This window comes from Brevibacillus sp. FSL K6-2834 (assembly GCF_038592925.1).
Classification (GTDB): Bacteria; Bacillota; Bacilli; order Brevibacillales; family Brevibacillaceae; genus Brevibacillus; species Brevibacillus borstelensis.
This window is the reverse complement of sequence record NZ_CP151945.1, coordinates 4,675,784-4,689,446: the sequence shown is the minus strand read 5'-3', so window position 1 is coordinate 4,689,446 and position 13,663 is coordinate 4,675,784. Positions and strand designations below refer to the sequence as shown.

At 55.3% G+C, this 13,663-nt stretch carries 12 protein-coding genes; 9 read left to right on the top strand and 3 right to left on the bottom strand.

All coding sequences use genetic code 11. The annotated features are described in order from the left end of the window. Nucleotides 1-20: 20 nt before the first annotated feature. The 7 genes from NST96_RS22980 (at nt 21) to NST96_RS22950 (ending at nt 6,952) form a co-directional block, all read left to right on the top strand. Nucleotides 21-557, top strand: coding sequence for a sigma-70 family RNA polymerase sigma factor (locus NST96_RS22980; protein WP_003391727.1), 537 nt, complete (start codon nt 21-23; stop codon nt 555-557). Then, nucleotides 541-2,208, top strand: a complete 1,668-nt coding sequence (locus NST96_RS22975) for a YcdB/YcdC domain-containing protein (RefSeq protein ID WP_122958200.1) — start codon at nt 541-543, stop codon at nt 2,206-2,208. Before NST96_RS22980 ends, NST96_RS22975 begins: the two co-directional genes overlap by 17 nt. A 125-nt stretch (nt 2,209-2,333) precedes the next feature. After that, the gene (locus NST96_RS22970) at nt 2,334-2,852 is read left to right on the top strand and encodes a DUF402 domain-containing protein (RefSeq protein WP_122958199.1); all 519 of its coding nucleotides are present in this window, start codon (nt 2,334-2,336) and stop codon (nt 2,850-2,852) included. A gap of 205 nt (nt 2,853-3,057) precedes the next feature. Next, on the top strand, nt 3,058-4,248 hold the full coding sequence (locus NST96_RS22965; RefSeq protein ID WP_122958198.1) for an HlyD family efflux transporter periplasmic adaptor subunit: 1,191 nt from the start codon (nt 3,058-3,060) through the stop codon (nt 4,246-4,248). Then, a complete protein-coding gene (locus tag NST96_RS22960; protein ID WP_003391717.1) occupies nt 4,245-5,096 on the top strand; it encodes an ABC transporter ATP-binding protein in 852 nt (283 codons plus the stop codon). Before NST96_RS22965 ends, NST96_RS22960 begins: the two co-directional genes overlap by 4 nt. Further along, entirely contained in the window at nt 5,093-6,232 is a 1,140-nt protein-coding gene (locus NST96_RS22955) for an ABC transporter permease (protein WP_003391716.1), read from the top strand. The genes NST96_RS22960 and NST96_RS22955 overlap by 4 nt, the downstream gene beginning before the upstream one ends. Before the next feature lie 42 nt (nt 6,233-6,274). Beyond that, nucleotides 6,275-6,952 carry a TetR/AcrR family transcriptional regulator gene (locus NST96_RS22950; protein WP_003391715.1) on the top strand — a complete coding sequence of 226 codons (678 nt, stop codon included), beginning with the start codon at nt 6,275-6,277 and terminating at the stop codon, nt 6,950-6,952. 11 nt (nt 6,953-6,963) lie between these two features. Here NST96_RS22950 and NST96_RS22945 read toward each other — a convergent pair whose 3' ends face one another. From NST96_RS22945 to NST96_RS22935, 3 genes are read right to left on the bottom strand one after another with little or no spacing between them, the layout of a single operon-like run. Next, on the bottom strand, nt 6,964-8,406 hold the full coding sequence (locus NST96_RS22945) for a sigma-54 dependent transcriptional regulator (RefSeq protein ID WP_003391714.1): 1,443 nt from the start codon (nt 8,404-8,406) through the stop codon (nt 6,964-6,966). Further along, nucleotides 8,399-9,688, bottom strand: a complete 1,290-nt coding sequence (locus tag NST96_RS22940) for an ATP-binding protein (protein WP_003391713.1) — start codon at nt 9,686-9,688, stop codon at nt 8,399-8,401. Before NST96_RS22940 ends, NST96_RS22945 begins: the two co-directional genes overlap by 8 nt. Before the next feature lie 8 nt (nt 9,689-9,696). Beyond that, nucleotides 9,697-10,845, bottom strand: a complete 1,149-nt coding sequence (locus tag NST96_RS22935; RefSeq protein ID WP_339166574.1) for an iron-containing alcohol dehydrogenase — start codon at nt 10,843-10,845, stop codon at nt 9,697-9,699. A 233-nt stretch (nt 10,846-11,078) separates the two neighbouring features. Between NST96_RS22935 and adhP the strand changes: the two genes are divergently transcribed. Next, the gene (adhP, locus tag NST96_RS22930) at nt 11,079-12,092 is read left to right on the top strand and encodes an alcohol dehydrogenase AdhP (protein ID WP_003391711.1); all 1,014 of its coding nucleotides are present in this window, start codon (nt 11,079-11,081) and stop codon (nt 12,090-12,092) included. A gap of 29 nt (nt 12,093-12,121) precedes the next feature. Beyond that, nucleotides 12,122-13,642 carry an aldehyde dehydrogenase gene (adh, locus tag NST96_RS22925; protein ID WP_003391710.1) on the top strand — a complete coding sequence of 507 codons (1,521 nt, stop codon included), beginning with the start codon at nt 12,122-12,124 and terminating at the stop codon, nt 13,640-13,642. The last annotated feature ends 21 nt before the right edge of the window (nt 13,643-13,663 follow it).

Sequence of the window (13,663 nt, the reverse complement as noted above, 5' to 3'; positions counted from 1 at the left end):
GAGGAGAAGGAGGGGAAGCGGTGACGGACGATCTCGAGCAGCGCATTCGAACGATCTACAAGACCTATTACGAGGATGTTTATACGTTCCTGTATTACTTTACCGGGCGCCGGGAGGATGCAGAGGATATGACCCAGGAGGTGTTTACGCGCCTCTTGAAAGCTCTGCCTCGCTATGACGGACGCGTCTCGATGAGAACCTGGCTGTTTTCCATCGCAAGGCATGCCGCCATAGACCAATACCGGAAGCAAAAGTGGCTCCGTCTGTTTTCCGCCACCCTGCTGGATGACATGAGGTCCCAGGACGGGCTTCCGGAAGAATCGCTTGCGGCAAAGGAAGAGATGCGGATGGTAAAAGAAGCGCTGCAAAAGCTGAAGCCGCACTACAGGGTAATCGTGATCGTCAGAGGCATCAAAGAGTATTCGATCAAAGAAACAGCCGAGCTTTTGCACATCTCGGAGGCAAAGGTCAGGGTCGACTATCACCGGGCGCTGAAAATGCTGCAAAAATATATGGGCGGAGAAGAAGGAGGGGTGATCAGTGAGTTTGCCAGATGAAGAACAGATCGAAAAATCTCTTCGCAGGTACCGGGCGACGGTGCCGGCTCCGCGGGAAGAGTGGGTCCGATATGGGGAGGAAATGCTGGCCCGGCAGGCGAGAAAGATGAAACGGACAGAGAGGATCACCAGAGTAATGACCTACTCGCTTGGCACTTCTGCCGCCATTTTGATCGGCGTGTGGATGCAGGGAGCAGTTACAGAAAAAGCGAATCTTCCCTCCACAGCAGATCACGGACAAAGGGAGGAAAGCGCCTACGCAGCTTCGGCACCCGTACAAGTCCCGGGCATTTTCCGCTCCCCGGTTGTCCCCCCGTATTCAACAAACGGAGAGCTTTCTTCTGATGGGGAGAAAAGCTTGGTTTTGCCGCAGACGGCAAATGGGCAGGGAACAGGACACAAGCTCGGTATAGAGGAAGCAGGGGAAACAGAAGAAGCCGGAGAAGCCCGGGCGCAGCGCGAAAGAACCGTCCACAGCGAAGAACAGTCCGCAGAACGATCGGCAGCAGTTACGGGAGACGGTTTGTCGGCAGCGGACCAGAAGTCGGTCAGCACGAGCGGGCTTCAGAGGCAAGCGGAGAGATATTTGCAGGAAAAGCTGGGGCAAGAGAGCAGGCAATACCGTTTCAACCCTGCCCGCTCCCGGTTGGCAGAGGGGATCGTCGCTTTCAGTCGCGTCGTAGAGGGAATTCCCGCAGAGGAAAGCAGTTTGGTTGTGAAAATAGACAAAGGGTCGGAAGTAGTCGGGATGGAAATCTATCCAAGCGAGCAACATTCATTTTCTTCCGGCTCCGCTCAGAAGCCAATGATCGATCAGGCAGAGGCCGCACAAAAGCTGGCGACTACGCTGCGACTCGTCTATGCCAAAGGCGAAAAGCCTGTCTTGCGGTATCAGCCGCTGCAAATCAGCTATGTGGACGCCCTTAGCGGAAAAGTAGCGGCACATGGAAGCCAGGCAGCGGAAACCATCCGCGTACAGCCTGAAGCAAAACCGCTCCGAGCATTAGACGTCGATGCGGCTTCCGGGCTGCTGCGAGATGAGTTCGGAGTAAAGATAAAGAATGGAAGTAAGCCTGTCAGAATGATCAATGGTTCAACCTTCGAATACCTTTGGGAGTGGGACGGAGGAAAATCCGCGAGAATCCGCATGGACAAAAAGGGAAATGTTCTTTCGTTCACGACCAGAAACGCTGCTGCGAAGGCAGGGAATCAAGAAATCGGAGTGGAGGAAGCCCGGCGGATCGCGATAGAAAGGCTGGCCCGTTATCTGCCTGCCGGCGTGGAAGAGATAGAAATGATCAGTCAGGTGCAGGACGGACAACAAACGCTGTACCGGTTCTCCTGGGTGCATCAGGGGATTCCGGTGATCAATCACAGCTTTGACGTATATGTAGACAGAACCAGTGGAACAATCGCGGGCATGGCTGGTCCGTTCGGAGAAGCACTCCCCCAGTTGCCAAACGCAAAGGATGTTATTTCGCTGGAGGAGGCCATGAAGGTGTTCGCGGAGAAGGTGAAGCCAGAGCTGGCTTATCGCACAAATGACCAGGGGAAAACAGACACAGGTATGCAACTGGTTTATCCATACCCCATGCGGAACGAGAAGCCGCTTGCCATTGATGCAAAAACAGGGACACTCATTCAACCATAAAAGAGAGAGCATTTGCAGCCGGTCAGGATATGGCCGGTTTTTTTTGTATGCCGGCTTGCTTTTTTACAGGAACAGGGAAAACATGTTACAGTGAACGTGGAAACTAGGGAAAAGGAGAATGCAGGATGAAACGAAAAAGAGCCGATCGGCCCAACTGGCGGCGGGTAAAAAAGCTGGGCTACCTGGAGAAACGGGTGGAATCTGCGGAGTTCACGGGCTATGCTGTCCGCTTGACACTGGATCAGGTGCATGAGCCGGCATTTATGACGGTGGGCGGAAAGCGTATGTGTGTAGGCGACAAGGGGTATTGCTACCTGCAGTATTTCCCGGACGGCTGCGGCTACGCTGTGACCAAAATGCTGGATGCCCAGGGAAGAACGATCCAATGGTATATCGATATTTGCAAGCGGCACGGAAAGGATGAGCAAGGATATTTGTATTACGACGACCTGTATCTCGATATCGTGGTGCTGCCGAACGGCGAAGTGTATTTGCTGGATGAGGACGAACTGGAGGATGCCTTGAAGAAAGGGGCCATCGATGAGGAGGAGCATCAGTTTGCCTGCAGGACTGCGGCTGCCCTGCTGGAAAAATACAGCGCCGGACAAAGAGAATGGTTTGACTATCCAAATCCTTGGAAATAGGTCTTTACAGAAGAGAGGAGATGCTCCTATAATGCGAGTATAAACAAGTGAGTAATCACTCGCTTTTGGTTTGCAAGGAATTTCATGCATCTTTTTCACCACAAACGGACGTACCGAGCAGGCAGCCATTGTCTTTGGTGGACAGGATGTTTTTTTATTCGCCTAAAAATGAGTGAGTACTCACTATTAAAAATGAGGTGATCCGATGTTTCGCACAATGCCGTTTTCTTTGCTCGCTGTATCGCTTCTCTTTTTATCCGGCTGCTCGCTGTTTCAACCGGATGAACGGCCGCTTTCCGGAACGATTGAAGCGGAGGAGGTGCCGATCGTAGCAGAAGCGGCCGGGCTTGTTCAAAGCGTCAAGGTCGGGGAAGGAGACGTTGTTCACAGTGGCTCGGTGCTGGCGGAGATTGACAAGCGAAATTATGAGGCGGCAGTAAACGAAGCCGAGGCGGCCAAAGCGCAGGCGCAGGCCAAATTGGATGAAGCCAAAGCGGGAAGCCGCAATCCGTCCATCCAAAAAGGAATTGCCCTCGTTCAGCAAGCGGATGCCACAATTGTTCTTCAGGAAGCGCGCGCCAAGCAGGCCCAGGCGGCTCTGGCCCAAAGCAAGGATCAGGTTGCCCAGGTCGAAATGCAGTGGGAAGGTGCCAAAAGAACGCTGGCCTTTCAGGAAAATCGCTTGAAGGAAGCAGTTGCCTTGTTTCAGCGGGGGGCGATTGCCAAAAAGGAGTATGAAGCCGCCCAGGAAGCGGTCAACCAGGCCCAGACCCAGGCAAATCAACTGGCGGCACAGTTGGAGGCAGCGCGTTCCCGGTATGATTCCGTTCAGCAGGACATTGCGGCAGCCCTCGCGCAAAAAGGGACGGCAGAGGCACAGAGAAAGGGAGCTGTCGCTGATCTGGAGCTTTTAAAGGAGGGAAGCACGAGCCATTCAATCCGGGCATTGCTGGCCGCGGTACAGCAGGCGGACGCCCGTCTTGACCAGGCGAAATGGCAGATGGAAAAGACCGTAATCAAAGCGCCTGCTGACGGCATTCTGCTCAGATCCTCCGTAGTGGAAGGGGAGGTAGCCAAGCAAGGGGCGACGCTTTTTACCATGATGAAAACCGATCATCTGAAGCTGAAGGTATACATCCCGGAAGCGGAATTAGCCCGGGTGAAGATCGGGGAAAAGGTGGAAATACGAGTGGATGCGTACCCGGACGAAGTGTTTGCGGGCCAGATTCAGACTATCGCCGACAAAGCGGAATTCACGCCGAAAAACGTACAAACCCCGGATGAGCGGACCAAGCTGGTGTTTGCTGTCACGATTCGGATCACCGAGGGCCTGGATAAGCTGAGGCCCGGCATGCCTGCCGATGTCCGCTTTCTCGCAGAGGGGGAAGCGCGATGAAAAGGAGAGAGGCCGACAAGCAAATGCACGACAATCAGCCAAATGACGTCGCGATCAGCTGCGAGCGGCTGACCAAGCGATTCCAGGAGCGCATCGCGGTCAACAGCTTGACGCTTTCCGTGCCCAAAGGCTCCATTTACGGCTTTCTCGGCCCGAACGGCTCCGGGAAATCGACGACGATACGGATGCTCTGCGGACTTTTGACGCCGACCTCGGGGCGTGGCACTGTTCTCGGCTACGATGTGATGACGCAAAGCGAAGCGATCAAACAACGAATTGGCTACATGTCGCAAAAGTTTAGTCTGTATGAAGATTTGAGCGTAGATGAAAATCTTGACTTTTACGCCGGTGTGTACCAGCTCGGCAAAGCGGAACGCATCCAGCGGAAGAGGGAGCTGATTGAAATGGCCGGTCTGACCGGGCGGGAAAAACAGCTGGCCGGCTCTCTTTCCGGAGGGTGGAAACAACGGCTGGCGCTCTCCTGCGCCCTTTTGCACCGTCCTGAATTGTTGATCCTCGACGAACCGACCGCAGGGGTCGACCCTGTTTCCCGCCGCATTTTTTGGGAGGTCATTCACGACCTGGCGAGACAGGGAATGACCATCCTGGTGACGACCCACTATATGGATGAGGCGCAGACTTGCGACTGGATCGGATTCATTTTTTTCGGCAACTTGCTCGTTCAGGGATCGCCGTCCGAGCTCATTGAGCACCACGGGGCAGACAATCTGGAGGACGTGTTTATCAAGCTGGTAAAAGAGGAAGAAGCGCGGCAGGCGGCTGGGCAAAAGGGCGGCGGCGGGGGAACAGGAGACGTCCTCGTGCCGGTAAAGGGGGAGGGGAGATGAGCCGCTTTTCACCTGCACGCTACTGGTCCGTAGTGAAAAAGGAGATCATTCAAGTAAAGCGGGACCGCCCCAGTCTCGCCATTGCGCTGGCGATGCCGCTGATGATGCTGTTTTTGTTCGGGTATGCGGTCAACACGGACGTCAGTGACATCAAGACGGCAGTCTGGGATCAGAGCCCTTCCGCCTACAGCCGTGAGCTTGTCAGCCAGTTGGAAAACACCCGCGTCTTTCAGGTAGTGGCGCATGCGGGCAGCTACAGCGAGATCGAAGCCATGCTGGACGACGGGAGTGCCAGTGTAGCGCTCGTCATCCCTCCGGATTACGTCAGAAAACGGGATCGGGGGGAAATGGCAGAGGTGCAAATGCTGATCGACGGCTCCGACCCGAACATCGCCCGGACGGCTTCTTCGAATGCCCAACTGATCGTCCAGAACAACGCGATCACGATACAGGAGGAGCGCATGCAAAAGCAGGGCCTCGGCCCGATGGAGCCAGCCGTTGAGCTGGACACCCGCGTCCTGTTCAATCCCAACATGGAGAGCATCGTCTTCAACATCCCCGGCCTGATCGGCCTTATCATGCAGAACGTAACGATGATCCTGACCGCGTTTTCCCTGGTGAGGGAAAAAGAGCGGGGAACGATGGAGCAATTGATCGTCACGCCGATCCGTCCGTTGGAGCTTTTGCTCGGCAAGATTACGCCTTACGTCTTCATCGGATTTTTCTCGTTTTGCCTGGTGCTGTTGCTCGGTACCGCCTGGTTTGGCGTCCCGGTAAAAGGCAGCGCTGCACTCCTGGTTTCTCTGTCAGTGCTGTTTCTCGTCACTACGCTGACGCTCGGCATCTTCATCTCCACCGTGGCCCGCACTCAGCTTCAGGCCATGCAGATCGCCTTTGCCTTCATTCTGCCCAGCGTCCTGCTGTCCGGCTTCATGTTTCCGCGCGAGACGATGCCAGTCGTGATACAATGGTTAGGCGGGATTGTCCCGCTGACGTATTTTCTGGAAATTCTGCGGGGGATCTTTCTCAAGGGCGTCGGTTTGGAAGCCCTGTGGAAGGATATGATCGGAATGGTTGTCTTTTTCCTGCTGATGATCAGTGTAGCCATTCTTCGTTTCCGCAAAAAAATAGAGTAGATGCACGAGTGCAATGATAGAGAAGGATGGAGGAGCGAGGCCGTGGATTCTGGTAAATCGTTTGAAGAGAGTCTGTTGCAGTTCGTCGAGGAGCTGAAGGACGAGAGCGAAATGACGGAAAAGCAGCGCAGCATCATGCAGGCGTCGATCAAGCTGTTTGCGACCAAAGGCTTTCATGCAAGCTCGACAGCGGAGATCGCCAAGGAGGCGGGCGTGGCGGAAGGGACCATTTTCCGCCACTACAAATCCAAGAAGGACATTTTGCTGGCTGTCGTGGCGCCTGTCCTCGTCAAAATTGCCACCCCGTTTATCCTCCGTGATGTGCGGGAGATTTTCAACAGACAAAAAGAGCTTTCGTTCGGCGAAATTCTTCAGGAGCTGTACCAAAACCGCTTGAGCCTGGTGGCGGCCAACGAGAAGCATGTCCGCATTTTGCTGCAGGAGGCGTTTTTCCACGACGAGATTCGCGAGACGCTTTTGTCTACGGTCTTTCAAGAAATCAAGCGGCTTGCCGCCCAGTTGATCAAGGATCGGACGGAGGCAGGCGAGCTGCGGCCGCTCCCGTCTGATGCCGTGTTCCGGGCGATCCTCTCCTCCCTGATTGGTTTGGTGCTGTTCAAGCATGTGACCGATCCGGACGAGTTTGCCAAGCGCACGGACGAGGAACAGGTCGCAGCCACGGTGGATATTCTGTTGTACGGTATCGCCAACCGTCCATGACAGTATGTTCCTTACTCTTTTTCATTGAGGATGTAGCGGAGCGTACGCTTGGAAATGCCCAGCTTTTCGCTGAGCAGCTGCCTGTTTCCGTCCGTCTCTTTAAGGCCTTTCAGGATGATGTGACGGCCGATCTCTGTCTCCAGCCTGCGAATTCGTTCCATTAGCTGCTCAAAATGAATCTCGTCTACCGACCCAATCCGGTCGACGACGCTCTCGACAAAGCGGATCGCTTCCTGCTCCACAAAACGGTGGACAGCAAGCGGTCCGTTTGTATTTGCGAGGGAACGAGGCGAGCTTTCGACGATATTTGCGGGCAGGTGTTCCGGCAGCAAAACCGGGCAATCGTGTATGGCAGCGGTTTGGTTCATTACGTTGAGCAGCTGCCGCACATTTCCCGGCCAGTGATAGGCTGTAAGCAGGGCCATCGCTTCCGCATCGACCCGGCGTGTGCCGCCAAATTTCTTTTCCAGATAGTCCTGGACGATGAACGGTATATCATCGGGCCGCTCCCGCAGCGGCGGGATGGACAGCTTTACCCCCTCCAGCCGGTACAGCAAATCGGCGCGATACCCGTTCTTTTCCACTTCCTGCTCCAGACTTCGGTTCGTCGCCGAGATGAACCGGATGTTGCTCTTCAACGTCTGCTCCCCGCCGATGCGCATGAACTCGCCCGTCTCGATGACGCGCAGCAGCTTGACCTGAATGGACAGGGGAGCCTCTCCGATCTCATCGAGGAACAGGGTGCCATTATGGGCCAGCTCAAAAAAGCCTTTCCGCGCCTTTACGGCTCCTGTAAAGGCCCCTTTTTCATGGCCGAACAATTCGCTCTCCAGCAGCGTTTCCGGGATCGCGCCGCAGTTTATGCCGACGAAGGGGAAGGATGACCGCGTGCTTGTACCGTGGAGAAAGCGGGCCATCAGCTCCTTGCCGGTGCCGGTCTCGCCCTCGATCAGGATATTGATTGCCTTTTTGGCCAGCTTCTCGGCGAGGGACAATACTTTCACCATGGGGCTTGCCGGTGCGTAAACCATGCCGTAGTGGCGGGCTGTCTGGGCCAGCCGATCATAGCGCTCGGTGCTTTTCTCCAGGACGGAAAAGATGGCCGTCTCCAGGCTGTCCAGGTCGTCAAAAGGCTTTTCCAGGTAGTCTCTGGCACCGAGCTGCATGGCGGTGACAGCGGATTTGATCGTGCTGTAGCCGGTCATGACCATGGCTTCGCACGCGGGAAACCGGTTCTTGATGGCCGTCAGCAGCTCCAGTCCATTGGCATCGGGCAGCTTCAAATCAATCAGCGCCAACTGATACCCGGCGGAAGCGTTGTCTGCGAGCAAAAGCTCCACTTCTTTTCCAGAATGGGCGACGGTCACATGGCAGTTTTTCGCCTTGAGAAAATACGTAAAGAAGGAAGTCACTTCCACTTCGTCATCGATGATGAGTACGTTTTTCCTATTCACCGTCATTCTCCTCATGAGCTGTAGTTGGCAGCAGCAAGGTGAAGCAGCTGAACTTGCCCGCCTCGCTTTGGGCCATCAGCTTGCCGTCGTGGGACTCGGCAATGCCCAGACTGACCGACAGGCCGAGTCCCGTTCCCTTGGCTTGCTCCTTGGTCGTAAAAAAGGGATGAAAGATTTGCGGAAGATGCTCTTTTTCAATGCCGACGCCGTTGTCGTGAACGGATAAGCCGACAAATGGGCCTTCTGGCAAAAAGGTTTGGAAGGTTTCGATGGTGATCGTCGGTGACGGCACACCTTGAAGGGCGTCGCGGGCATTGAGCAAGAGATTGATGATGATCTGTTCGATCTGGTGCCGGCTGCCCCGGAAAAGCAGCGGCTTGTCCGACCGTTTTTTGGCGATGGTCACCCCGGAGACGGTAAGCTGGTAGCCGATCAAGCCGAGAACATCCTCGACCAGATCGTTCATGTTCAGCCGCTCGAAGGGATATTCCTCCTGCCTGGAGAAGGTCAGCAGATTTTGGATGATCTTCTTGGAACGGACACCGCATTGATATATATCGTTCATCATTTGCGAATACGGCTCTGTCTTGATTTCCCTCATCAGGAGCTGAATGTTGCCGAGAATCGCCGTCAACGGGCTGTTCAACTCGTGAGCCACGCCCGCTGCCATCTCGCCGATTGCTGCCATTTTCGCCGATTGAACAAGCTGTGCCTCGATTTTCACTTTCTCGCTCACATCTTTGAACAAAATCATGTTTTCCACGGAAACGCCGACGTGCTCGGCGATTTGCTGGAACAGGACAAGGTGCTCGGAATCATTTTCGACAGGCGTATCGTGCAGCAGCGTGAGAAAGCCGAATACGCGCTGCAGCCTGCTTTGCAGCGCAACCGATGTCACATGGCAGTCCGGATGCTCCGTTTGAAGCAGGGCGTTCAGTTGTTCGGTGCTGACAGGTGTTTTTTGCTGAAGCGGGCGCGTAACTGTACGGCAGTGCCAGTCATCCTGCTCGCGCTGTGCGATGTGGGAAAACATCGTCGCTCGCTCGACCAGGGTAAGGATGAACTGATCGAACGGGATCAGCCGGGAAAGCTGCTCGGCCAAATAGAGACTGACTTCCGTCCAGTCGGCGTCTACCTGGATTTTGGTCAGGCGATTCATAACCTCCAGCTGTCGGTTTTTCTTTTTCATCTCATCGACGACGAGGTTGAGCTCCTTATAGTACGTTTTGCGCGACGATTCCACGCCGGTCAGCTTTTCGAGGATTTCCCTTTTGTGATGCATACGTCCTCCTACATGGCTTTTTGGAACAGGGCCTTGACGTCTTCTGCGCTCATGTCGCGGGGATTGGTGGCCATGCATACGTCCTGAACGGCGTTGCGGCTCAATAGCTCGATATGCTCGGGCTGCAGGCCCAATTCGGACAAAGTGACAGGGATCTGCAGGTCGCCGGTGAGATTGGTAACGGCTTTCATCATCAGCCGCGAAGCATCATGGAGGCTGAGTCCGGCGACGTTTTCACCCATCGCTTCCGCCATCTTGCGGTATTTTTCCGGAGCGGCAATGTAATTGTATTCCAGCACGTAGGGAAGCAGAATCGCGTTCACCTCGCCGTGTGGAGTATCCAGCAGGCCTCCGAGCTGATGCGACATGGCGTGAACGGCCCCTAAAATGGCGTTGGAAAAGGCGATGCCGGCTTGCAGACTGGCCATCGCCATCGCTTGCTTGGCTTCGAGATTGTATTGGCTGGCAACAGAAGGCCGCAGGTTTTGGGAGATGATCCGCATCGCGGAAAGAGAGAGCACTTCGGTTAGCGGCGTGGCGGCCAGCGAAATGTAAGATTCGATAGCGTGGGTCAGGGCATCGATGCCGGTGTTGGCAGTCAGCCGGCCGTCCTTTGTCATCAGCGTCTGCGGGTCGATGATCGCGATGTCGGGAATCAGCGACTTGGAGATGATCGCCATTTTCACCTTGCGGGCAGAGTCAACGATAATTGAAAATTGCGAAACTTCAGAGCCGGAACCGGCTGTGGTCGGAAGCATCACCATGGGCGGCAGAGGCCGTTCGATTTTGTCCACGCCTTCGTATTGAAGAATGCTTCCGTCGTTTGTGCCGAGCAGGGCAATTGCTTTGGCTGCATCCATCGCGCTTCCTCCGCCGACGCCGACGATGGCATTGCATTCGTGGGCACGGTATTCCGCGGCACCGGCGTGAATCTCGTAATCTTTCGGATTGGGGGTCACATGGGTCCAGAGGTGGTAATCCAGGTTGCTCTCTTTTATATACTTGATGGCTTGCTCTGCCCATCCGGCATCAAGGACTCCCGGGTCGCTGACGAGAAAGACCTTTCTGGCTCCCAAGCGGCTCAAGCTTTCCCCGATCTGGCTGATCGACTGGTTGCCAAAAATGATTTCCGGAGTGGCGAACTTGGATATTTGCATCTGAACACCCCTTTATTTCCAAATTAGCTGTTCTCGTTTTCATTGTAATATGGCTTGAAATTGCTTCCAAGGACAAATCGTCGGCTGATGGGCCGTTATTTTGTCCCGGGTGCCAAAATTTTGGCTCAACCAGGCATATTTTGACTGAAAATTGGTATTATTTAGAACTGGCATGTTGGTTGCATGAAGAATACTCCAGAGTGACCCACTCAATTTTCAAGGAGGGATTCTTCATGAAAGCAGCAGTCGTCAATCAGTTTCACGAGAAATTGGAAGTGAAGGAAGTGCCTGTTCCAGAAATTGGTCCAGGGGAGGTGCTGGTAAGGATCAAAGCATGCGGCGTCTGCCATACGGATCTGCACGCAGCTCACGGGGACTGGCCCGTCAAGCCGAAGCTTCCGGTCATTCCCGGTCACGAAGGCGTCGGGGTCGTCGAAAAAGTGGGAGAGGGAGTCGCCTCCTTGAAGGTGGGAGACCGTGTGGGCATCCCCTGGCTGTACTCTGCCTGCGGCGAGTGCGACTACTGCCTGACCGGCTGGGAAACGCTGTGCCAGAAACAGCAGAACGGCGGATACTCGGTGGACGGCGGCTATGCGGAGTACTGCAAGGCTCCGGCAGCCTATGTAGCCAAAATCCCGGACGGAATCAGCGATGTGGATGCAGCTCCGATCCTTTGCGCCGGCGTCACGACATACAAGGCGCTCAAGGTAGCAAATGTAAAGCCGGGCGAGTGGGTGGCGATTTACGGCATTGGAGGACTGGGACATTTGGCGCTCCAGTATGCCAAAGCGATGGGCTACAACGTGGCGGCGGTGGACATCCACGATGAGAAGCTGGAGCTGGCCAAAGAACTGGGAGCCGATGTCACGGTGAACGGGGCCAAGGTCGATCCGGTTCAGGCGATTTCCGAAGAGATCGGCGGCGCGCATGCAGCGATCAGTGTTGCCGTTACCAAAAAGGCTTTTGAACAGGCGTACCGTTCCGTTCGGCGCGGGGGCTCAGTCGTCGTCGTCGGTCTGCCCAATGACGAGTTGCCGATCCCGATCTTTGACACCGTATTGAACGGCGTTTCGGTAAAAGGGTCGATTGTCGGCACGCGCAAGGATATGCAGGAGGCGCTTGAATTCGCCGCCCGCGGAAAAGTGAAGGCCATTATCGAGACACAGCCGCTCGACAAGATCAACGAAGTGTTTGACCGGATGGTAAAAGGACAGATCAACGGACGCGTCGTTCTGACGATGGAGTAAGCGGGTAATTTATGGGAGGGATTTTGAGGATGATCTACACACAGCCGGGACAACCCGCCAGCAAAGTAACGTTTCGCACGCGCTATGAAAACTATATTGGCGGCGAGTGGGTAGCTCCTGTACAGGAGGAGTATTTTGAAAACGTTTCCCCGGTCAATGGAAAGGTGTTCTGCGAGGTAGCCCGGTCCCGGGCGGAAGACATTGAAAAGGCCCTGGACGCTGCCCATGCTGCAAAGACAGCGTGGGGCAGTACGTCTGTCGCAGAGCGAGCCCTTATTTTAAACCGGATCGCAGACCGGATGGAGGCAAATCTGGAGATGCTGGCCGTGGCGGAGACGTGGGACAACGGCAAGCCGATTCGCGAGACGCTCAATGCCGACCTGCCGCTTGCCATCGACCATTTCCGCTATTTTGCTGGTGTCGTTCGGGCCCAGGAGGGAACCATCAGCCAAATCGACAATGACACGGTCGCCTACCATTTCCATGAACCGCTGGGCGTGGTGGGGCAGATCATCCCCTGGAATTTCCCGCTCTTGATGGCGACGTGGAAGCTGGCTCCGGCGCTGGCGGCAGGCAACTGCGTCGTCCTGAAGCCGGCAGAGCAGACACCCGCCAGCATCATGGTGCTGATGGAGCTCATCGGGGACCTGCTGCCGCCCGGCGTGGTCAACGTGGTCAACGGCTTCGGCATCGAGGCAGGGAAGCCGCTCGCCACCAACAAGAGAATCGCCAAGATCGCCTTTACCGGGGAAACCACGACAGGACGTCTGATCATGCAGTACGCTTCCGAGAACATCATTCCCGTGACGCTGGAGCTGGGCGGCAAGTCTCCGAATATCTTTTTCAAAGATGTCTTTGACCAGCAGGATGCTTTTGCCGACAAAGCCCTGGAAGGCTTCACGATGTTCGCCCTCAATCAGGGCGAAGTGTGCACCTGCCCGTCCCGCGCCTTGGTACAGCAAAGCTTTTACGGGGAGTTCATCGAGAGAGCCGTCGAGCGGACCAAACAAATCAAACAAGGCAACCCGCTGGATACGGAGACGATGATCGGGGCCCAAGCGTCCAGCGATCAGCTAGAGAAAATTCTTTCCTACATCGATATCGGCAAGCAGGAAGGGGCAGAGGTGCTCACCGGGGGCGAGCGAAATGTGCTGCCGGGCGATCTGGCGGACGGATACTATGTGAAGCCGACGATCTTCGCCGGGAACAACAGCATGCGCATTTTCCAGGAGGAAATCTTTGGACCAGTCGTGTCGGTCACTTCCTTTGCGGATTTTGACGAAGCGCTGGCGATCGCCAACGACACGCTCTACGGCCTCGGCGCAGGCGTCTGGACGCGTGACATCAACACGGCTTACCGGCTCGGACGCGGAATCCAGGCGGGCCGTGTCTGGACCAACTGCTATCACGCCTACCCGGCCCACGCGGCCTTTGGCGGATACAAACAGTCAGGCATCGGCCGTGAAACGCACAAGATGATGCTCGGCCACTATCAGCAAACGAAAAACCTGCTGGTCAGCTACAGCCCGAATGCACTCGGATTTTTCTAATTGGTGAGAGAAGTCATCATA

What these genes read in the sequence shown, in the direction of transcription:
- NST96_RS22970 (WP_122958199.1), top strand. Translation starts at nt 2,334, where the DNA reads ATGAAACGAAAAAGAGCCGATCGGCCCAACTGGCGGCGGGTAAAAAAG.
- NST96_RS22965 (WP_122958198.1), top strand. Translation starts at nt 3,058, where the DNA reads ATGTTTCGCACAATGCCGTTTTCTTTGCTCGCTGTATCGCTTCTCTTT.
- NST96_RS22960 (WP_003391717.1), top strand. Translation starts at nt 4,245, where the DNA reads ATGAAAAGGAGAGAGGCCGACAAGCAAATGCACGACAATCAGCCAAAT.
- NST96_RS22955 (WP_003391716.1), top strand. Translation starts at nt 5,093, where the DNA reads ATGAGCCGCTTTTCACCTGCACGCTACTGGTCCGTAGTGAAAAAGGAG.
- NST96_RS22940 (WP_003391713.1), bottom strand. Translation starts at nt 9,688, where the DNA reads ATGCATCACAAAAGGGAAATCCTCGAAAAGCTGACCGGCGTGGAATCG.
- NST96_RS22935 (WP_339166574.1), bottom strand. Translation starts at nt 10,845, where the DNA reads ATGCAAATATCCAAGTTCGCCACTCCGGAAATCATTTTTGGCAACCAG.
- adhP (WP_003391711.1), top strand. Translation starts at nt 11,079, where the DNA reads ATGAAAGCAGCAGTCGTCAATCAGTTTCACGAGAAATTGGAAGTGAAG.
- adh (WP_003391710.1), top strand. Translation starts at nt 12,122, where the DNA reads ATGATCTACACACAGCCGGGACAACCCGCCAGCAAAGTAACGTTTCGC.